This window comes from Vibrio coralliilyticus (assembly GCF_024449095.1).
GTDB classification, from domain to species: Bacteria; Pseudomonadota; Gammaproteobacteria; order Enterobacterales; family Vibrionaceae; genus Vibrio; species Vibrio coralliilyticus_A.
Map to the genome: position 1 here is coordinate 1,322,810 of NZ_CP024628.1, position 21,352 is coordinate 1,344,161.

The 21,352-nt window shown below is 47.4% G+C and carries 19 protein-coding genes; 14 read left to right on the forward strand and 5 right to left on the reverse strand.

Features of this window, described 5'->3' with window-relative positions:
- The first annotated feature begins 11 nt into the window (after positions 1-11).
- From CTT30_RS21430 to CTT30_RS21440, 3 genes are read left to right on the forward strand one after another with little or no spacing between them, the layout of a single operon-like run.
- Positions 12-1,346: a dihydroorotase gene (locus CTT30_RS21430; protein ID WP_252036940.1), complete on the forward strand. Its 1,335-nt coding sequence runs from the start codon at positions 12-14 to the stop codon at positions 1,344-1,346.
- Between the two features lie 28 nt (positions 1,347-1,374).
- A complete protein-coding gene (locus tag CTT30_RS21435) occupies positions 1,375-1,935 on the forward strand; it encodes an LbetaH domain-containing protein (protein WP_252036941.1) in 561 nt (186 codons plus the stop codon).
- Positions 1,925-2,923 (forward strand): CobW family GTP-binding protein, encoded by a 999-nt coding sequence (locus CTT30_RS21440; protein WP_252036942.1) that lies wholly within the window; start codon positions 1,925-1,927, stop codon positions 2,921-2,923. Before CTT30_RS21435 ends, CTT30_RS21440 begins: the two co-directional genes overlap by 11 nt.
- Before the next feature lie 44 nt (positions 2,924-2,967).
- On the opposite strand, the gene CTT30_RS21445 is transcribed toward CTT30_RS21440, so the two are convergent.
- From CTT30_RS21445 to CTT30_RS21465, 5 genes are all read right to left on the reverse strand, one after another.
- On the reverse strand, positions 2,968-3,831 hold the full coding sequence (locus CTT30_RS21445; protein WP_252036943.1) for an aspartoacylase: 864 nt from the start codon (positions 3,829-3,831) through the stop codon (positions 2,968-2,970).
- A gap of 227 nt (positions 3,832-4,058) precedes the next feature.
- A complete protein-coding gene (locus tag CTT30_RS21450) occupies positions 4,059-5,156 on the reverse strand; it encodes a YdcF family protein (RefSeq protein WP_252036944.1) in 1,098 nt (365 codons plus the stop codon).
- Between the two features lie 263 nt (positions 5,157-5,419).
- Positions 5,420-6,334 carry a dihydrodipicolinate synthase family protein gene (locus CTT30_RS21455; RefSeq protein ID WP_019275367.1) on the reverse strand — a complete coding sequence of 305 codons (915 nt, stop codon included), beginning with the start codon at positions 6,332-6,334 and terminating at the stop codon, positions 5,420-5,422.
- A gap of 80 nt (positions 6,335-6,414) precedes the next feature.
- Positions 6,415-7,380 (reverse strand): bifunctional Delta(1)-pyrroline-2-carboxylate/Delta(1)-piperideine-2-carboxylate reductase, encoded by a 966-nt coding sequence (gene lhpI, locus CTT30_RS21460; RefSeq protein WP_252036945.1) that lies wholly within the window; start codon positions 7,378-7,380, stop codon positions 6,415-6,417.
- 198 nt (positions 7,381-7,578) lie between these two features.
- Positions 7,579-8,844, reverse strand: coding sequence for an NAD(P)/FAD-dependent oxidoreductase (locus tag CTT30_RS21465; RefSeq protein ID WP_252036946.1), 1,266 nt, complete (start codon positions 8,842-8,844; stop codon positions 7,579-7,581).
- A gap of 111 nt (positions 8,845-8,955) precedes the next feature.
- Here CTT30_RS21465 and CTT30_RS21470 point away from each other — a divergent pair, with 111 nt between their 5' ends.
- The 11 genes from CTT30_RS21470 (at position 8,956) to CTT30_RS21520 (ending at position 21,350) form a co-directional block, all read left to right on the forward strand.
- The gene (locus CTT30_RS21470) at positions 8,956-9,957 is read left to right on the forward strand and encodes a 4-hydroxyproline epimerase (RefSeq protein WP_239874352.1); all 1,002 of its coding nucleotides are present in this window, start codon (positions 8,956-8,958) and stop codon (positions 9,955-9,957) included.
- 23 nt (positions 9,958-9,980) lie between these two features.
- Positions 9,981-11,495, forward strand: coding sequence for an aldehyde dehydrogenase (NADP(+)) (locus tag CTT30_RS21475; RefSeq protein ID WP_252036947.1), 1,515 nt, complete (start codon positions 9,981-9,983; stop codon positions 11,493-11,495).
- A gap of 149 nt (positions 11,496-11,644) precedes the next feature.
- A complete protein-coding gene (locus CTT30_RS21480; protein ID WP_006960251.1) occupies positions 11,645-12,319 on the forward strand; it encodes a GntR family transcriptional regulator in 675 nt (224 codons plus the stop codon).
- Positions 12,320-12,324: 5 nt separating this feature from the next.
- Positions 12,325-13,089, forward strand: a complete 765-nt coding sequence (locus CTT30_RS21485; RefSeq protein WP_198562564.1) for a transcriptional regulator — start codon at positions 12,325-12,327, stop codon at positions 13,087-13,089.
- Between the two features lie 296 nt (positions 13,090-13,385).
- Positions 13,386-14,996, forward strand: coding sequence for a peptide ABC transporter substrate-binding protein (locus tag CTT30_RS21490; protein WP_252036948.1), 1,611 nt, complete (start codon positions 13,386-13,388; stop codon positions 14,994-14,996).
- A gap of 65 nt (positions 14,997-15,061) precedes the next feature.
- Positions 15,062-15,982: an oligopeptide ABC transporter permease OppB gene (gene oppB, locus CTT30_RS21495; RefSeq protein ID WP_006960248.1), complete on the forward strand. Its 921-nt coding sequence runs from the start codon at positions 15,062-15,064 to the stop codon at positions 15,980-15,982.
- A gap of 10 nt (positions 15,983-15,992) precedes the next feature.
- Positions 15,993-16,922 carry an ABC transporter permease subunit gene (locus tag CTT30_RS21500; RefSeq protein WP_006960247.1) on the forward strand — a complete coding sequence of 310 codons (930 nt, stop codon included), beginning with the start codon at positions 15,993-15,995 and terminating at the stop codon, positions 16,920-16,922.
- Positions 16,923-16,931: 9 nt separating this feature from the next.
- Positions 16,932-17,921, forward strand: coding sequence for an ABC transporter ATP-binding protein (locus CTT30_RS21505; RefSeq protein ID WP_252036949.1), 990 nt, complete (start codon positions 16,932-16,934; stop codon positions 17,919-17,921).
- Positions 17,922-17,930: 9 nt separating this feature from the next.
- The gene (locus CTT30_RS21510; protein ID WP_171348758.1) at positions 17,931-18,926 is read left to right on the forward strand and encodes an ABC transporter ATP-binding protein; all 996 of its coding nucleotides are present in this window, start codon (positions 17,931-17,933) and stop codon (positions 18,924-18,926) included.
- Positions 18,923-20,710: an aminopeptidase P family protein gene (locus tag CTT30_RS21515; RefSeq protein ID WP_252036950.1), complete on the forward strand. Its 1,788-nt coding sequence runs from the start codon at positions 18,923-18,925 to the stop codon at positions 20,708-20,710. Before CTT30_RS21510 ends, CTT30_RS21515 begins: the two co-directional genes overlap by 4 nt.
- Before the next feature lie 121 nt (positions 20,711-20,831).
- Positions 20,832-21,350 carry a regulatory protein ToxS gene (locus CTT30_RS21520; RefSeq protein WP_252036951.1) on the forward strand — a complete coding sequence of 173 codons (519 nt, stop codon included), beginning with the start codon at positions 20,832-20,834 and terminating at the stop codon, positions 21,348-21,350.
- Positions 21,351-21,352: the final 2 nt, after the last annotated feature.

A 21,352-nucleotide genomic window follows, 5' to 3' on the forward strand; every position in this document is an offset into this window, starting at 1 on the left:
TGCTAAAAGTGATGGCCTCAATACTAATTAAGAATGCCCACATCGTCAGTGAAGGCATAGTGAAGCAAATGGATGTACGTATTGTTGGTCAGAGAATTGATAAGATTGAAGTGAACATTTCAGCAAACTTTAATGATCAGGTTATCGACGCAAATGGTCACTACCTATTACCGGGCATGATTGATGATCAGGTACATTTTCGTGAGCCAGGATTAACTCACAAAGGCTCTATCGCTTCAGAGTCAAGAGCTGCTGTAGCCGGCGGGATCACCAGTTACATGGAGATGCCTAATGTGAACCCTTCTACAACCACGCTTGAAGCTCTTGAGAAAAAATACGCCATTGCCTCACAGCACTCCGCTGCCAACTATGCATTTTATCTTGGTGCGACAGAGAATAACTTAGCTGAAATACAACGTCTTGACCCTTCGAAGCATTGTGGTGTCAAGGTCTTTATGGGTGCTTCGACAGGAGATTTATTGGTCGAACACCCACAAGCTCTGGATCGCATCTTTGCACAATCACCAGTATTAATTGTCACGCACTGTGAGAGCAGCCCAATCATTGCCCAAAACCTTGCTGATTTAAAGCAAACCAACAAACCGATCACAATCAAGGATCACCCAAACATTCGAGATGATAAAGCGTGCTATGCGTCTTCATCTTACGCAGTGTCACTCGCTAAAAAACATGGCTCTCAGCTGCATGTTCTCCATATCACCACTGAGAAAGAACTCTCACTGTTCGATCCAGGCCCAATTCAGGGAAAACTCATTACTGCAGAAGCGTGTGTCCATCATTTGTGGTTTAGCCATCAAGATTACGCGGAGCGAGGTAATTTGATCAAATGTAATCCTGCGATTAAATATCCTAGCGATCGTGATGCATTGATCCGAGCTCTTCATACAGGCCACATCGACATTATCGCCACAGATCATGCGCCACATACTTTAGAAGAAAAGCAAGTACCTTATGAGCAAGCGCCTGCAGGGATGCCACTGGTACAGCATGCTCTACTGAGCTTACTCGATCACGTCAGTAAAGGCCGCCTAAGCCTAACTCAAGTGGTAGAGAAGGTATCGCACAACCCGGCCATCAGATACGCCATTCAAGATCGTGGTTTTATACGTGAAGGTTACTACGCTGATCTCGTGTTGGTCGATATCAATTTCCCCACAAACGTAACCCACAGCAATAGTTTATATCACTGTGGATGGAGTCCTTTTGCGGGCCATACTTTCTCTTCAAAGGTCCAACGCACTTGGGTTAACGGCCAACAAGTATTCGATGGCGAACACGTCATCAGCCAATTTTCAGGCGCGCATGCACTGCTATTCAACCGTTAACGTAACATCAAACCATTGAGATACTTACATGTTAAGAAGAAACCCGAGCGGGCACATGCCTGTCGTCTCCGAAACGGCATTCATTGACCCAACCGCCATCATCTGTGGCAAAGTGATTATCGAAGATAATGTATTTATTGGGCCCTATGCCGTCATTCGAGCTGATGAAGTCAATGACCAAGGCGATATGGAACCTATTATCATTAAACGTGATACCAATATTCAAGATGGTGTTGTTATCCATTCAAAATCAGGCGCTTCAGTAACCATTGGTGAACGCTCTTCGATCGCCCATCGCTCAATTATTCATGGCCCCTGTGACATCCGCGATGATGTCTTCATCGGTTTTAACTCCGTGATTTTTAATGCCGCTATCGGCAAAGGGTGTGTCATTCGCCATAACTGCGTTGTTGATGGACAGGACTTACCTGAAGGGTTTCATGTGCCGCCAATGACCAATATTGGGGCAGATTTTCAGTTAGCGAGCATTTCCAAAGTGCCTCCTGAATATTCTGCTTTCTCAGAGTCTGTGGTTTCTGCAAATCACACCTTGGTTAAGGGATATAGGAGAATAATCAATGAGCTCTAAACATCCAATTTCAGCGGTACCGACCAACATCATTACTGGCTTTCTAGGTGCGGGGAAAACATCCGCAATTCTCCAACTAATGAAACAAAAGCCAGACCATCAGCGCTGGGCAATTCTGGTTAATGAATTTGGCGAAATTGGCGTTGATGGCAGTCTATTTAAAGGTCAGCACAAACAACCCGATCAAGTATTCATTCGTGAAGTCCCAGGTGGGTGTATGTGCTGCGCGGCCGGCCTTCCTATGCAAATCGCGCTCAACCAGCTGCTAACCGAAGCCAAGCCAGATAGACTTCTCATCGAACCAACAGGGTTAGGGCACCCCAAAGAGGTATTACAAGTACTGTCATCAGCACACTATCGTGAGGTGTTGTCTTTACAGAAAACATTAACTCTCGTCGACGCTCGTCAACTATCGGATAAACAGTACACACACCACGATACATTCAACCAACAAATCGCCATTTCTGACACTATAGTAGGTAACAAGGTCGACTTATATCATGGCGACGAGAAACAACAACTTGAGTCGTATATACAATCCCTATCGGGCTCAGAAAAAAGAGTGATTTTTTCAAAGTTCGGAGCCATACCCTATCACGAGTTTGAAGGCCCAACACGGGCCAATGAAAAAGCTCATCACCACCACGATCACGGTAAGCCCAAGGTTTTAGCGGCAGATCTGCCTATGCCAGAAAGTGGGATAATCAAAGCCGTTAATCAAGGGGAAGGGTTCCGAAGTATTGGGTGGCGCTTCTCACCTGATAAAGTTTTCTGCCGGAAGAAGCTGACACTAATGCTGCTTGACCTCAAGGTCGAGCGTATGAAAGCCGTCTTTATCACTGACTTAGGAGTACTCGGCTACAATATGACCTCAGACGGGCTCAGCGAAGCGGTATTGGATGATGGGTTTGAAAGCCGTGTAGAATTCATTTCCCAGCAATTAGACGACAATCTAGAAGCGAAATTGCTGGCCTGCTTGCTCACTTAATCATCTCGGAGGGATTGTTGCCACATTTCCCTCCGCTTCTATCGTCATAGAGTGATACGTATTTTCTCTGCTAGTGCCATGGCAATATTGCTGGTGCAATAGGCACTTTCATTAATAAAGTGCGGGTACACTTCCTTCTCTCCCTGCCAATGCACGTCATAGCCAAAGAAAGTAGCGAGCAGTGGCTCCCCCGGCTTAACAACTTCAAAGTCTTTCCCACAAACTGTCGGATGAACCGTTGCAAGACGCATCCCATCACCATCCAGAGGGAATGAAACTTCCTCTGTATATCGATAGGCATCGTAACTTGCACCCATGGTCGCTTTACCCAAATTATGCAGTTCAACAAAGTCTAATATAGCAGTGAGCAATTGCTTCATAAGCTCTAATGTTTCATATGTCAGAGAGCTATGTGCCTGAGCTCCTACTTCCAACATAATACCGTATTGACCGACTGAGCATAAATAAGGTTGCTCAGCCCATGGTTTTCGGTCTTCAAACAATACGTTAGCCTCTGGCATACGATGCTTCACATAGGCTCCCATCTGCCGATAAAAAGGAACGTGTGACAACAAAATCAATGTCGCGCCCATATTGCTGGTCGTGTTGTGTAAATCAACAATTAGCTGATTTTCGACTTGCGCATGTTGATCACGGAAGAAAGCTGCTAGGTTTGCTTCTTGTGACTCCTTAACAGGTGCAGTAGCGGAAAACTGACGGTTGAGATCAACATCAATGAACCGCACGTTCTTTTTCACCGCTTCTGGGTTAGCGACAACACTTTTCACTTCAAACGTTGAACGCTCAACCGAATAGTTCCCATCTTTGATCAACTTCTGAAGGTACAAACCGGTTAATTCATTACCATGGGTACCTGCCACGACAAGCACTTGATTCAATTTCTGCATAACAATAGGTTCCAACTCCAAAAGGGAAATGAGTACGTTATAACATAACAATCAATATAAGTAACTTAGAGATGAAATGCTCTGATTTAATCAAATTAAAAAAATAGATAAATATGATCTTCGTAAGCGTTTTTCAGAGATTTAGCACTATTATTTCTGCTTGGTTCACCAAAAGGTAACGACTAAGAAAAAGGCCACTGACATGGCCTTTTTCTTTGACTGATGCTTTATCTCGACTCTAGTGGGTAAGAGCGGTAACTCCACATGCCGTAGGTCCGTAGAGCATCTCGATAAATACCGAGCAGCTCATTATCACTTGCCTTTGTGAGTTCCTTCAACAGCTTGTCTGGATAGCCTACAGTGTCAAACGTGATGCCTTGTGGGCCAGTTTGCCAACTGGCGACTTCAAACAAAGTCTGCCCGCGTCGAACATGGCTAGCAGAACTGATAATAGTGGCGTGTTTAATGTTATGACGAGCCAGTGCGTAACTACTAAACAAAGCATTACCAACGGTACTGGTCGCGTAGTTTTCTTCGATGATACGATCTGGGCTTATCCCCTTGGCAATTAACCAATCGGCCATCAATTTGCCTTCCGTCTTATGGTTTTTAGGTACACCACCCGTTAACACAATCAAAGCATCAGGGTTGGCCTTCGCCATGGCTAACGTCGTCTCAAGACGTTCAACCAAAATCAGGTGCATTGAGCCATCAGGGTTTAAAGCATAACCTAAGGTCACAATCGCGCCTTTGTCATTCAGCTTACCTTTTTCTGCACTGTCTTTTAGCGGCGTCGCCAAAACACGATCTACGGTTTCAAAGATACGAGTGATATCAGTGGCCTTGCCTGCATTCAACTTATGAAGTTTTTCCATATGCTTGCTTGATTCAGCATCATTACCTTTAAAGCGTTGCCAAACCGCCAGATACGCGTGCAAATCAATATCATCAGGAGCGACCATCAAAGCTTGCTCAAACAGCTCAATTGCGCGATCGACATTCTTGTTGTAGATCTGCGCATTGGCCGCCGAAATCAGTAAGTCAGTGCGGTAAGGTTCGAGGTCGTAAGCTTCTAAAAGTCGATTAGTGACGATCTCCATATTGCTTGGCATTTTTGCTGTAAAACCGGCATGAGAGATACGCGCGGGAGATTTAAACGCCGTCACTGCGTCAGCCAACAATTGATCCACCACCTGACGTTTAGTGACAAGCTGTGCGTAGTCTGCTGACGCTTGAACCGTCGTATCATTAGCAGCCAAAGAGTAAGGAGCAACGGTTAGCGCAATTGCGCCACTAAGAGCAAGGGCAATGATGTTCTTTTTCATGTAGATGTCCTGATGTAGTTATGTTTTTACTGCGTCTGTTATTTTTTTGCAGTGTAAATTTACTATTCAGAAAAACCGTGAACTCATCCTCATTAACTGATTGAACTGCCAATATTGGTTTAATTACACGAATCAAGATCACAAATTGCTATTAATGACATTTCATTTAAGGTCATAATTTTTCGTAACTAAATAACTTGTACCTTGGTACAACTCCTTGCGTGACTGAATGAAATGGGCAGTTTGTACCGCCCAATTAGGAGTTAGAGTTGGTATTTAGTTAGGTCCGGACGCGTAGCAATAGCGTGCTCAACCATAGCGATCACTTTAGCGCGCTCTTCTCCTTTTAGATTCTGTCGAGGAGCTCGAACCTGCTCGGATCCGCGGCCGCAAACCTGTTCAGCTAATTTAATGCACTGAACCAGAGTCGGAATCGTATCCAGACGCAACAAAGGCAGGAACCAACGGTAAATTTCCAGCGCTTCCGCGTAGCGCCCTTGGCTGGCTAACTTATAGATCGCTACCGACTCTTCTGGGAATGCGTTTGTCAGACCAGATATCCAACCGGTAGCCCCCAGCATCAACGACTCTAGTGCAATGTCATCCACACCGCTGAACACTGTGAATCTGTCATCAAATCGATTGTAGAGTTCAGTAATGCGGCGGGTATCTGTCGTTGACTCTTTCACCGCAACAATGCTGTCGTACTCAGCAAGTTTCTCCATCAAATCTAGGTTAACGTCAACGCCATAAGAGACCGGGTTGTTGTAGATCATGATGGGCATTTCCGGAGTCGCTTGCGCTAAAGTGGAGTAGTAATCGACCGTTTCACTGTCTGAAGTACGGTACACCATGGCAGGCATCACCATACAACCGTCGATTCCTATCTTTTGCGCATCTTGCATGTAATCAATTGATGCCGATGTAATCGACTCCGCAGTGCCCGCAATCAGGGGCACTCGACCTGCAACCACTTCGTGTGCTGCTGCAAGCACCTGACGTTTTTCATCTGGGTACAGCGCACAGTTCTCACCCACGGTTCCAAGGCAGATGATGCCATTGACACCATCGTTAATCTGATTGTCGATCACTGTTTGTGTCGCATCTAAATCAATGCTCTGATCTTTGCGAAACTGAGTACTTACTGCCGGGTATACACCTTTCCAATCTACGTTCATCAATAACCTTCCACTTGTATATTGTATGCAATTTAAAATAGCGGCCGAAACCACGTGATGAGTAGTCATGCCACTCAGAGTTAAAAAACCTGTTTCTGCGTTAAAACAAACTTCACTGCAGCTAAATCCGCTAATGCACTGCCCACGGATTTATAGAGAGTGATTTGCTGCGAGTCTTCGCGACCAACATGATGCCCACTGCACAGTTCAGGCAGTTCCGCACTTATCTGTTGCTCACTGAAGACACCTTCTTCAATAGGGATCAATAGATCGCCGGCTTCCGCCAGTACGTTGATTCTGCTGTCGACAAATACGGTGGAGCGAGTGACCGCTTGCGTATCACACTCTCGTTTGTCTTTGTCGTGGTTGCCAATCAGATCGATGTGTGTGCCAGCTTGGATATTTCGACCATTAAATAGCGGCTGACTCGCACCTGTTACACATGTCACCATGTCCACTTCACTCAGCGCTTGATCGACAGAGTCAACCACTTCAACACTAAAACGTTTTGATTCAGGCAGCGCTTGATATTCACTAGCGGATAAAATCTCATCAATCGTCTGACGAGCTTTTGCTTCATCGCGTCCCCAAACCAATACCTTGCTCAAAGGTCGTACTGCTGCGTACGCCCACGCCATGTATGGGGCGAGATTTCCAGTGCCGCAAATCAGCAGCCTGCTTGCATCCTGTCTGGCCAGATAATCCGCCGCGAGCGCTGACGCCGCCGCTGTGCGCCAGAAGGTCAACACTTTGCCATCGAGTAGCGCAAGCGGCTCACCGTTAGCGCGATCAAAAGCGAGAATTTTCGACGCCAGACTGTCTTTGCCTTGCTCAGCATTGTTAGGGAAATACGTGAACGCTTTAACGGTGATCAGCGACTCGCTCCATGCAGGAAGCAGAGCAAAAGCGTCATAGCTACCGTCTTCAAGCGGCATCACTCGACGCTGCGGAATGGTTGCCTGCTCAGTGTAAGTTTGGCGCATCGATTCGATAAGTCCTCGCATCGAAAGACAATTGACGATTTGCTGCGCGTCGATATTAATCATAGATCCTCCAAAAACAGGACAGAGATTTTCCATTCTCTGTCGAAACATGAGTGAGGTTGCTTGTGTGAACGTCTATCCGAGTTGCTCTGCCGAGTTCCCCCCAAAATTTTTATAACTCTGAATACACCCATCTTCGTTTAACTTTGCATTAACATAATTCAGCAGTATATTTTATACAATATTAAATTTTAAAATTTTTTAGCCAAATCGATTTAGACAGAATGGCGCTAAATTTATATGTGGTTGCTCGCCACGATGAAGTTGAACAATTAAATCTGCAGTCACCGCCGCTTGAGTCAACCCCAGATGTTGATGACCAAAAGCAAACAGCATTTTTCCGTTTTTCAGGCTATCAATCACAGGTAAAGAATCCGGTAATGAAGATCGATTTCCCATCCAGGATGTTCCTGTATTTTCCAAATTACATTCTGGTTTAAGCACCGATTTCGCAAGATTTCTTAGCATGGTTGCGCGGCGCATATTAGCGGGTGAATTTAGGTCAGCATACTCGACAGTGCCCGCTAATCTCAACCCATTCTGCATGGGCGTCATGATGAACTTTCTGTCGGCTGAGCTCACCGGAAACGGCAGAGTTTTCGCCAGATCTGGCATCATTAGATGGTAGCCGCGTTCCGCTTGTAGTGGCACTTTTATTCCCGTCATTTGCTTAACTAGGGAAGCAGATTCTACCCCTGTGGCAACTATGACCTTATCAAAACTCTGCGAACGTTCCTGAACGGTGACGACCATTTTCTCGTCCTTTTCTTGGATGTTTTCGACTTCCCCTTTTCTCCACTCCCCCGATAAACCCTGAAAGTAAGACTTAAGCTCAACACACATATCATAAGGGCTCAAGCTATGTGAGGTTCTTGGAAAGAACACACCGTGGTTCACCGAATGAGAAAGTTTAGGCACTTTTTCTCGTACCGTTTTTCTATCCCAAACCTGATAACTCACTCCTTGCTCATCCATGGCATTCAAAGTGGATTGGTAAGCCGAAAATAGCTGAGAGTCTTCGAAAACAAGTAGTGAGCCTTCATCCACGATCAGATGACTCAACCCAATCTCTTCTAACAAGCGTTGCCAACTTTCCATCGCCGAACGATTGAGTTCAGTCAATGCTTGAGTCGCGTGTTCAGTGGCAGATTTTCTCGCTTTCATCAGAAAGCGAATCATCCATGGCAGCGTTTTGTGGATGTCTTGAAAACGGATAGAAACCGGACTTGATGGGCTCAATAACATCTTAGGAAGTTGCGGGATAAGTGCCGGTGTTGCTAATGGGAAAACTTGCTCCGTTGCGAAGTGGCCAGCGTTGCCTTTAGAGCATCCTTCTCCCGCATTGTCTTTCTCAAATATCGTGACTTTTTCGCCATTCATTTGCAGCTTGAGCGCAATACACAGCCCAATAATACCACCACCAATGACCGCAATTTTTTGCGCTTGTGAGGAATTTTTGTTCACCATTTATTTTGCTCCTTATCACGTTTCAAAAAAGAAATTGTATAAAATATACTTAACATCACGATAACATCCCTCCAAAGCAGTTCAACCAATTTCGTATCCAAGGAGCGAGAAATGAGACAAGGAACCTTCTTCTGCATTGATGCACATACCTGTGGTAACCCGGTGCGTCTGGTTGCGGGTGGCGTACCGCCACTGCAGGGCAAAACAATGAGTGAGAAAAGGCAGTTCTTCCTTAAACATTATGATTGGATCCGCCAATCCTTAATGTTTGAGCCACGTGGTCACGCCATGATGTCTGGTTCTGTTGTCCTGCCACCTTGTAGCGAAAACGCTGATGCTTCGATCTTGTTTATCGAAACCAGTGGCTGCCTGCCCATGTGTGGACACGGCACAATCGGCACAGTCACCTCAGCATTAGAACAAAAATTGATTACTCCAAGAGAAGAAGGCCGACTGATCCTTGACGTACCGGCAGGTCAGATAGAAGTGCACTATCAGCGCGATGGCGAAAAGATCACTTCTGTGAAGATCTTCAATGTGCCTGCCTATCTTGCTCATCAAGATGTCACCGTCGATGTGGAAGGCCTTGGCGAGATCACCGTTGACGTCTCTTATGGCGGTAATTACTACGTTATCATTGATCCTCAGGAAAACTATCTGGGCCTGGAGCATTACACCTCAGACGAAATCCTGATGTTTAGCCCTCGGGTACGTAAAGCCGTATCCAATGCTGTTGAATGCATCCACCCCGACGATCCAACAGTATGTGGTGTCTCACACGTACTCTGGACTGGCTCACCAACTCAGCCCCAAGCTACCGCTCGCAACGCTGTCTTCTATGGTGAGAAAGCTCTCGATCGTTCCCCTTGCGGCACAGGTACCAGCGCCCGAATGGCACAATGGCACGCGAAAGGAAAACTAAAGCAAGGTGATGATTTTATTCATGAAAGCATCATTGGCAGCCTGTTTACTGGCCGCATCGAAGGCATTACGGAAGTCAATGGGAAAGCAGCCATCTTACCCAGTATTGAAGGCTGGGCGCAGGTTACCGGACACAACACCATCTGGGTGGATGATAACGACCCATATGCATTTGGATTTGAACTTAAATAGCCCAAGATCAACAGGACACGACCATGAGTAAAACCAGCACTTTTTCTGCCCTCAATCCAGCAAACGAGCAGGTATTGGAAGGACAATTTCCAGAGCATCAGCAATCTGATGTCGACTTTGCGGCCAATGCCGCGGCTGAGGTGGCTAAATCATTTCGCCAAACCTCCCCAGCGATTCGAGCTAAGCTGTTACACAATATCGCCGACCAGCTGGAGCAAGCCAGAGAAGGTATTGTGGAACGAGCTCATCTTGAATCAGCACTGCCGCTTGCAAGACTTAACGGAGAGCTAAGCCGTACAACTGCACAGCTTAAGTTGTTCGCCAATGTCGTAGAAAGTGGCTTGTGGCAGGAAGCGATTTTCGACACCCCAGATCCTCAACGTTCGCCACTACCAAAACCGGATATTCGCCGTCAGAACATTGCTCTTGGCCCGGTTGCGGTTTTCGGTGCCTCTAACTTTCCTCTCGCTTTTTCCACGGCCGGCGGGGATAGTGCGTCAGCATTGGCAGCGGGTTGTCCAGTGGTCGTCAAAGGGCACCCTGCACACCCTGGCACCAGTGAAAAAGTCGCTGAATGTATTGCCAAAGCATTGGATGAGATGAGTTTGCCTCAAGCGGTGTTTACTCTGCTGCAAGGAACCAGCCATGAGTTAGGTCAGTCCGTGGTTTCTCATCCTAAAATCAAGGCGGTCGGTTTTACCGGATCGATTGTTGGTGGACGTTCACTGTACGATATTGCGCAGCAGCGTCCAGAGCCGATTCCTTTTTACGGTGAACTGGGCGCTTCCAACCCTGTCTTCATCCTCCCCCAACGTATGGCGCAGCATGGCCAGTCTTTAGCCGAAGAATATCTGCTGTCGATGAATATGGGCTGCGGCCAGTTCTGTACTAAGCCTGCAGTGGTGTTCATCGTCGATGATAACGCTGGCACGCAATTCCTGTCGTCGGTACGCCAAGGGATTCAAAACCAGCCTGGGCAGATCATGCTTACAGAAGGGATCAAACAGGGTTATCTGCAACAAAGTGAGCTGCGATCTCGCGAGCAAGGGCTGACACTCACCCAATCCCAGCCTGAACAAGGTGTACCCGCGTATCTATTTGAAACCACCAGTGAACAGTGGCGACGCAGCCCACAATGGCAGGAAGAAATTTTTGGTCCTCAATCCATTATCGTCAAATGTGAAAGCGCCGAAGACATGCTTGAGTTGAGCCAGAATCTGGCCGGAAGCCTGACGGCTACCATTCAGGCAGAAGAAGCAGATTATGCTCTCGCAGCGAAACTGGTGACTGAGCTTGAAGAAGTCGCTGGTCGCTTAGTATTTAACGGCTGGCCAACCGGGGTTGAAGTCAGCTATGCCATGGTGCACGGCGGCCCTTACCCAGCTTCAACCATGCCAGCAAGCACATCAGTGGGGGCGGAAGCGATAAAACGTTGGTTGCGTCCGGTCGCTTACCAATCCATGCCGGACGAGTTATTGCCTAAAGCTCTACAGCAAGCAAACCCACTTAACGTGCGTCGGACTGTAGATGGTCAGTAGTCACTGTTCAAAAAGGTACCAGCTGGTACCTTTTTGTTTTGACCCATCCCAAAAAACAAACAGGTGAACGGCTGCAAGGGTCGCAATGCCGGACACTAATGGTATATTGAATAAAATATTGAATAAGAATGATGTGAGCGGAGACTTGGATGTCGCAAAAACCTGTTTTTAAAACTCGAACGCAGTTGGTCGAAGAAGCGATCCGAACCAAGATCCTCAAAGGGGAATTAAAGACGGGCCAACCCCTACGTCAAGATGCCCTCGCCAAAGAGTTCAACGTCAGCCGAATTCCAGTGCGTGAAGCTCTGATGCAGTTAGAAGCTCAAGGGCTGGTTGCGTTTGAGGCGCATAAAGGTGCCACTGTTACCGAGCTATCACCTGAGAAGATTGATGAGCTATTTGAACTGCGCGCCGTCGTAGAATGCTTTATTCTGGAACGTGCTATCCAGAAAATGACCGATGAAGATCTTGCCAAAGCGAATGAAATTCGTCAGCGATTTGAAGATGTTGTCAGCCGCGGAGACGAAGTGGAAGAGTGGAGCAACTACAACTATGAGTTGCACAAAGCCTTGTATGAGCCCGCTGAAATGCCAGAAACCATGGATGTGATCTACAACCTGAATACCAAGTGCGACCGCTATATTCGTATGCAGCTTCTGTTTACATCAGGCATCGTCAAAGCCGACAAGGAGCATGTCGCTCTGCTGGAAATGTGCCAGAACCGTGATATTGAAGGGGCGAAGTACATGCTGAAAAAACACATCCTCGAAGCAGGTGCTGATATTCGCAACTTGCTTATCGAGCGCCAAAACAATCAGGGCTGAAACCCATGCATATCGGACCAGAATTTTTGCTGGCTGCCATCCGCCAGAAAATCAAAAACGAAGGTTTGTGCTATAGCGAATTGTCTGAGAAAACCGGCGTGCCGCTTTCGACTATAAAGCGGCATTTGCATAATCCTTCATTGGGTCTGGACAAGATCCTGATGTACACCAATCACCTCAATAGTGATCTGATGGAACTGACGCAATTGGCGGTGCAGATCCAACGAGACAATGAGCAGTTCCTCTCTGATGAGCAAAACGCTCTGTTTGTTGAACACCCTTACCTTCTCGACTTTATCTACCTCATTACCTCACGTAACCAAACACCGCAACAAATTGCCGAGCAGTATCAACTCTCAGATACCAGCCTGAGATTCTACCTGAGCATTGCTGAAATCCTTGGCTATCTGGAAGCGCACGGTGACAAGATCGTGTATCGCTCTGGCAGGCGATTTATCATGGAAGAAGGCACTGCACTCGATACCTTATTCAAGCGCCGTTTTGAAACGATCTCGATGGAAGACTCAACCCTTTCTCAAGTTTGTCAGGCCAGAGTGCGTTTGACCCAAGACCAGAGGCTCAAACTCGAACAGGAAGTGGATCGTAAAGTCAGTGAAATGCACGCGGCGAATTGCGCCAACGAAGAGGGTGAGTTCACCAATGTGCTGTTTCGAATGACGCCCGGTCAGCAGATCTACTTCTCGGACGGACTACCAGAGATAGATGGGGAGCTGCTTAAACAGGTTTCAGCAAAATTCCGCAGACGCTAGGGCCAGAGTACGTTTGAAGTATCACTTCCCTCAACTTTCTGTGACTCTGGATTCATTCTCAAACTTTCATTTGTTCATTTTTCGCTCAGTCTCATTTTATAAGACCGCAAGTCTCTAAAATCGCCACCTTGTTACAATAATGTTAAATATCGATTGTTGAAGTATTTTATACAATATACATTTTATCTATCCCTTTCACTCTGTGCAGTACTCGCCACTCCGGTCGTTTTGAGTGTCTGATTTCCCTCCCTTCAGATGATAGGGATTTCATCCGATAAGGACATTACGAGGAAGCTATGAAAGCAAAACAACTGATCACACTGAGTGCTATTGCCACGGCATTATTGGCCGGCAATGCTCTCGCCAAACCATACCCATCAGGAACGCAGCTCGCTGACAAACAAGAGATTGTTTTAAACAACGGGGCAGAGGTCACCTCAATTGATCCGGCAAAACAGGCCGCAGAACCAGCATTCAATTTAGGGCGAGACTTGTTTGAAGGCCTGACAGTACAGGATAAACAAGGCAAAACTATTCCCGGCATAGCTGAAAGCTGGCAAGCGAATGACAACAACACTGTCTACACCTTTACGTTGCGTCAGTCTCAGTGGTCGAATGGTGACCCATTAACGGCACACGATTTTGTTTATAGCTGGCAGCGCCTTATCGACCCGAAAACCGCATCACCTTATGCTTGGTTTGCCGCGATTCCCGGCATCAAAAACTCCGCCAAGATTATGAAAGGTGAAGCACCAGCTAACACCTTAGGCGTTCGCGCCATTGATGATCACACCTTTGAAGTGACATTAGAAAAGCCGGTGCCGTTCTTCATCAAACTTCTGAGCCACCCTGTCCTTGCACCAGTTCACCAAGCCACGGTAGAAAAATACGCCAGCGAGTGGACTCAACCCAAAAACATCGTCACCAATGGCGCTTTCACTTTGTCGGAGTGGAAAGTAAACGAAAAAATGGTGATGAAAAAAAATGACAAATACTGGGATGCTGACAACGTCATACTCGACCAAATCACTTGGCTACCCATCGGAGATGCCAACGTTGCACTAAACCGCTACTTAGCCGGCGAAATAGACCAAGCTCTGTCGATTCCCGCGGCTCAAAAGAACAAGCTTCTAAAACAATTTCCTGAGCAGGTAGCCGACACCAGTGCATCACTTGGCTCGACGTTCTACTATCTCAACACCAGTAAGGGCCCGACCAAAGACCTTCGTGTCCGTCAGGCACTCTCCTACGCTATCGACCGAAACATCATCACAAAAGCCATCGCCAAAAATGGCGGCATTCCAATGTTTACTCTGGTTCCCCCTCAAACCGATGGTTTCAAATCTCACACACCGGAATTCGCAACTTGGACTCAGCAACAACGTAACGCCAAGGCTAAAACGCTGATTAGAGAAGCGGGTTATAGCAAGAGCAATCCGCTTAAGCTCACTTTCACCGTGCCGACTTTTTCTAAAGACGTCAAAATGGCCACCGCGATGGCGGGCATGTGGAAAAGTGTGTTGGGCGCACAAGTCGAAATTAAGCAACTTGAGCCAAAGGTATTCTATGCGCTGAAAGATCCGGGCAACATTAACCGTGGTGGCTGGACCGCCGACTACAACGAAGCCTCAACCTGGCTGGACATCTTTGTCTCGACCGGTGAATACAATGACTCTAAGTACAGCAACCCAGAATATGATCGCCTAATGGCTGAATCGAAGAGCCTCAGTGACCCATCACAGGAATACATGGCTGCGGAACAGCTTCTGATTCAGGACATGGCGATCATCCCTATGTACCGCAATGGCAACGATCAATACCTGATCAAGGATTACATTGGTGGCTATGAGCGTACCAATCCAGAATCCTCTTACTACCGCAAAAATGTCTATGTGAAAGCACATTGACCCGAGTTTGCCCGGGCCTGTCACTTCCCCCCTAAAGCTCGGGCTTTTCTAAGCAAGGAGAGGCTATGTTGTTGTACATATTGCGCCGTTGTTTGATTGCCATACCGACATTGCTGTTTATTGCACTGGTGTCGTTTTGGTTAATGCATATCGCGCCCGGCGGCCCATTTGATATGGAACGCCCAATGCCAGAAGTGGTACGGGCAAATATCGAAGCTAAATTTCATTTGAACGAACCCTTTCTGGTTCAGTTTTTCATTTATATCACTAACTTCCTTCAAGGCGATCTCGGCCCAAGCTTTGTCTATCAGGATTTCACCGTCACTCAGCTTGTTGCTCAATCTTGGCCAGTGTCGGCGATCCTTGGTGTTATCTCGTTTTGTATCTCTGTGCCATTAGGCATGTTACTTGGCACCATCGCCGCCTTAAACCGCAATGGAAAAGTTGACTATTTACTTATGTCACTTTCAATGACAGGAGTGGTCATCCCTGCGTTTGTGTTGGCTCCGGTGTTAGTCACGATTTTCTCGATTCAGCTCGGTTGGCTACCCGCCGGTGGGTGGGAAGGGGGTGAGCTCTCTTTCTTGATCTTACCCGTGTTGAGCTTGGCGATTGGATCCGTTGCCAGCATTGCGCGCGTGATGCGCGGTGCCATGATCGAGACGCTCAATCAGCCATACATCCGCACTGCAAAGGCGAAAGGCTTGTCGACCAGCTACATTCTGTTTCATCATGCGCTGCGCCCTTCACTTATCCCTATCATTGCCATGCTCGGCCCCAGCTTCGTCGCGGTAGTAACAGGTTCGGTCATCATCGACATCTTTTTCAGCACTGGCGGCATGGGGCAGCATTTTGTCTCAGGTGCCCTCAACCGAGACTATGGTTTGGTGATGGGCATAACGCTGATCGTCGCCTCTTTGACCATCTTCTTTAATTTGGTGGTCGACATCCTTTACACCATCATCGACCCACGTATTCGAATTTAGGAGCGCTGCTATGTTAACCAAACGCATTGATGCCACGGAACTGACAGAGCAAATGAGTGCTCAGATTGAAGCGGTTGAAGGCCGGAGTCTATGGCAAGATGCCTGGACACGTTTTCGTAAAAACCGCGCCGCCATGACGTCGGTTTATGTCTTGATGTTTATCATCGTATGCATCATTTTTGGCCCGCAGGTCGCGGCATTCGGCCATGATGAGATTGACTGGAATGTCGTCGTCGATCCCTATGAGCTAGGTAAACCATCGTTTAGTTCAGGTCATTACTTTGGTACCGATGATCTTGGTCAGGACATCTTTGCCCGCACCATGCAAGGTGGGCGTCTCTCAATCATGGTCGGGTTTATGGGCGCACTGGTTGCCGTGATTATCGGCACGGCGTGGGGAGCGTTATCTGGCTACATCGGAGGCATGGTCGACAGTGTGATGATGCGAATCATTGAAGTACTCGACTCAGTACCCTTCATGTTTATGGTCATTTTGTTTGTCACCCTGTTCGGCAACAACATCTATCTGATTTTTGTTGTGATTGGCATGGTGTCTTGGCTCGGGATTGCTCGCGTTGTTCGCGGCGTGACCTTTAGTATTAAAAAACGCGAGTTTATCGAAGCCGCCCATTCCATTGGTGTCTCCCGTTTCACTATCGTTCGCCGCCATGTACTGCCTAACGTACTCGGCATTGTGATGGTGTACTCCTCACTTATGGTGCCCGGTTTTATTATGTTTGAATCCTTCCTTAGTTTTCTCGGGCTCGGCGTTCAGCCGCCTGATACGAGCTGGGGCATTCTGATTGCGGAAGGCGCTAAGACCATTGATGTGGCTTTGTGGCAACTGATGTTCCCTTCCATATTCTTAGTCGCCACCCTGTTTTGCTTTAACTTCATCGGTGACGGGCTGCGAGACGCCCTCGACCCTAAAGATCGCTAAGGAGGCCCCATGAGTATTTTATCGATCACAGATATGAATGTGCGTTTCAAAACACCTGATGGTGAAGTTCATGCCGTCAGTAATCTGTCCTACAACATCCACAAAGGTGAAACACTGGGTATTGTTGGTGAGTCTGGCTCAGGGAAAAGTCAGTCCGTTTTTGCCTTGATGGGTCTGACTGCCGATAACGGTATTGTTTCGGGTGAAGCGAGTTTTCATGGCGAGAACTTACTCAGCATGTCCAAAAAACAGCTTAACCACATTCGCGCGGAAAAAATCGGCATGATCTTTCAAGATCCGATGACATCACTCAATCCATTTATGAAAGTCGGCAAGCAACTTGCTGAAGTGTTGATGGTTCACAAAGGCATGAACCGCAGTGATGCCAACCGTGAAGCGATCACCATGCTTGATGCCGTGAGGATCCCTTCCGCCGCCACACGTATGGCTCAATACCCTCACGAGATATCTGGTGGCATGCGACAACGTGTGATGATCGCGATGGCCTTATTGTGTAAGCCGGAGCTTCTGATTGCTGATGAGCCCACCACCGCTTTGGACGTCACAGTACAAGCGCAGATTCTCTCTCTATTACGCGATCTGCAGTCTGAATTTCACACGGCAATTTTGTTGATTACGCACGATATGGGCGTGGTTGCTGAGATGTGCGACCGGGTGTTGGTTATGTACGGTGGGCAGAAGATGGAAGAAGCGGATACAGATTCGCTGTTCAACCATCCTGCTCATCCGTATACCCAAGGCCTACTCGAAGCCATCCCTTCCATTACTAAAGATATGGACAGGCTTCCCACCATTCCCGGTAACCCACCTAGCGCTCTCACAGAGCGTAAAGGCTGCCCATTTAAAGAGCGCTGCAATCACTATCGACCAGAATGTAACGCGTCAGTACCACCATTTCGGTCACTATCTCAACATCAATCTCTGGCTTGTCATGTTAATGGACCTCAGGCCGTTACTCAGATAGCGCGTCGAGCATAGGAGAGCGACATGGAACAGCAAGTATTGCTTTCAGCGCGTGATTTGCGCGTGCACTTTAACATCAACAAACACATCCTGCCGAGTAAGCGCAAAGTGGTCAAAGCGGTGGATGGCATCGACCTCGATGTTTATCGTGGCGAGACGCTCGGTATTGTTGGCGAATCGGGTTGCGGTAAATCAACACTGGCGCGAGCGCTATTAAGGCTCATTGAACCTTCAAGCGGGGAGTTGCATTGGAAAGGACAAGATCTGTTAGCGCTGGGGAAACATCAACTCGCCGATAAACGGCGTGAGTTTCAGATGGTCTTTCAAGACCCATCGGCCTGCCTCAACCCTAGGCTCACTATCTCAGAGTGTATTGCCGAGCCTCTATTGACTCACGAGCCCAGCCTGTCGCGCTCAGAAGTGGAGCAGCGCGTGATTAAAATGATGGATAAAGTCGGTCTTTTAGCCAGCCAGCGTAACCGCTACCCCCATGAGTTTTCAGGTGGCCAGTGTCAGCGAGTTGGGATTGCCAGAGCGTTGATTCTCAAGCCCGATCTTGTGGTTTGTGATGAACCCGTTAGCGCACTGGATGTTTCTATTCAGGCGCAGGTCATCAATCTTCTTGATGATCTTAAGCAAGAGATGGGACTAACCATGGTGATGATCGCTCATGATCTTAGCGTGGTGCGCCACATCAGTGACCGAGTCATGGTGATGTATCTGGGTAAACCGATGGAGATTGGCCGATACGACAAAGTCTTTGATGACGCTCATCACCCTTATACCAAAGCCTTGTTATCTGCGGTCCCAGTTGCCAACCCTACTTTGGCAAGACAGAGGAACGTTCAGCTATTGCCCGGCGACCTTCCCTCACCTCTCAATCCGCCAAGTGGTTGCGTGTTTAGAACGCGCTGCCCGGATTCCAGTGACCAGTGCGCTCAACAGAAACCCACACTTAGCGGACATTCAGACCATCAAATTTTCTGTACTCATACACAAATAGGAACTTATAACCCATGACCTTAGCAACCGTTGCTCAGCGCCTTAATGCTCTCCGCGAGGAAATGGCTGAGCACCAATTTGACGCCTACATAGTGACAAACAATGACCCACACTCCAGCGAATATTCGGCAGATTACTGGCTGGCAAGAGAGTGGATTTCAGGCTTCACTGGCTCAGCGGGTAACGCCGTCATCACGACAAAATCCGGCGGTCTGTGGACAGATGGGCGCTACTATATCCAAGCTACCGAGCAATTACAGGGCTCAGGATTAACCTTGTTTAAAGCCCGTTTACCGGAAACTCCTACCATTGCACAGTATCTCGCGGACAGTTTGGAGCAAAACAGTCGAGTAGGTGTTGATGGACGAAGCATCAGCCAGCAATTTTATCTGGAGTTGAAAGCCGCCTTTAAAGCCAAGTCGATACAGCTGGTACTTGATCAGGACTTGATCAGCCCAATATGGGCCGACCGCCCTGCAAGACCGAACGCGCCTTTATTCAATCATCCACTCGAATTTGCAGGACAAACGGCAAGTGAAAAAATCACAAGAATTCGTCGTGTACTCAAACAAAAAGCGGCTGATGCACTGCTCGTTTCCACGCTTGACGATGTAATGTGGGCGCTCAATATTCGCGGCGGGGATACCCTGTACTGTCCAATTTCTGAAAGTTATTTGCTGATTACCCTTAACAGATGCCAACTCTTTGTCGACAAGCAGAAGCTGACATCTGACGTGATCGCTACTCTGACCGAGCACGGTATAGAGATGGAAGATTACACGCAGCTTAGCAAGACGTTAAAAGCTTTCACTCCTGATTCAGTACTCATTCATGATCGCAGAAACACCGACAGTTTGTTGATCAGTCACATTCCTTCTCAAGTACGTTTGCTCAATATGGCTTGCCCAGTCACTGCTATGAAAGCACGTAAGAATCACACTGAGCTTGCCAGCATGGAGGAGACGTTACGCAAAGATGGCGCCGCCGTCGTCAGGTTTATGAAATGGCTAGACGAGCAAGTACCCAGCGGTAAGGTGACAGAGCTCAACGCTGAACAAACCTTAATGGGATACCGCAAGGAAATTAACGGCTATATTGGAGAGAGCTTTCGAACCATTGCAGGTTTCGCCGAACATGGCGCGAAAATGCACTATGCTGCCGACGATAAGAGCAATTACCGCGTTGATGAAAGCCAGTTCTTTCTAGTCGATTCAGGCGGTCAATACCTAGGGGGGACGACAGACATAACCCGCACTTTCCATTTTGGTCAGCCATCGGAGCAACAACGTCGCGACTACACCTTAGTGCTCAAGGCCGTGATTCGTCTCACCCAAACCCGTTTTATGAAAGGCTCCACTGGCGCTAATTTGGATATCATGGCACGCGGCGTTCTGTGGCAACACGGTATAGATTACAAATGTGGTACTGGACATGGCGTTGGCATCTGTCTGAATGTCCATGAAGGACCGCAGAACTTCTCTCAAAACCCAGCAGAAGTTGCGCTAGAACCGGGGATGGTGATCACCAACGAGCCGGGCGTTTATCGTCAAGGTCAGTATGGAATTCGCATTGAGAATATCCTCAAAGTGGTTGAACTGGAAGAAAACGAGTTTGGGACGTTTTATGGCTTCGAAACCATAACTTTAGCGCCTATAGCCACTAACATGTTGGATAAATCGTTGCTGTTGAAAGACGAGGTGCACTGGCTCAACACTTACCATCAACAATGCCTTGAACAACTCAGCCCCTATTTGGACTCAGATACCCAGAATTGGCTGAATTCGGCCACAAAGCCGATTTAACCATTTGTCCTTTGTAACTTCTTTGCCAACCGTAAGGTTGGCTTTTTTACGACTAACCATTTGATAGATTTGTGATTTATCAATATCGATCAGAATAAGCAATACTGATAAAATCCCGTCAATGAATAATCAATACAAATACCAATACACTTCCACTGACGTATTGGCTCGGAATATTAAAACCATGAAATCGCTATCTATTCTAATCGCTACGCTTGCCATATCCGGCTGCGTTACCACACCAAAGTTTGAACAAGACATTTCTGGTCAGTGGCAATGCTCCGCAGAATCGACCATCGAACTCGTTAACCTCAAATACAATGACAACGTCCATTACTTCGAAGATGGACACTATGAAAAAGAGTCACTGCTGAAAATAACCAATTTAGATACCGATAGCACATATGACGTCAATATACTCAGTAACGGGAAGTGGATGAAACGCAACGCGACCCTGCTAGAAGTGATTGATAAGCTGGAAACCACTTTTTCAGACAACTCGCCTGACGAGTTGCGGAAAGTTTTCGCTGACGAACTTTCCCCTACCGTAACCGAAAAGTGGAAATTAAAGGCAGTGAATGAAAACACAATTTCAATGACGGCAGAATCAGGTAGCCAACTTTCTTGCAAAAAAGGCTAATA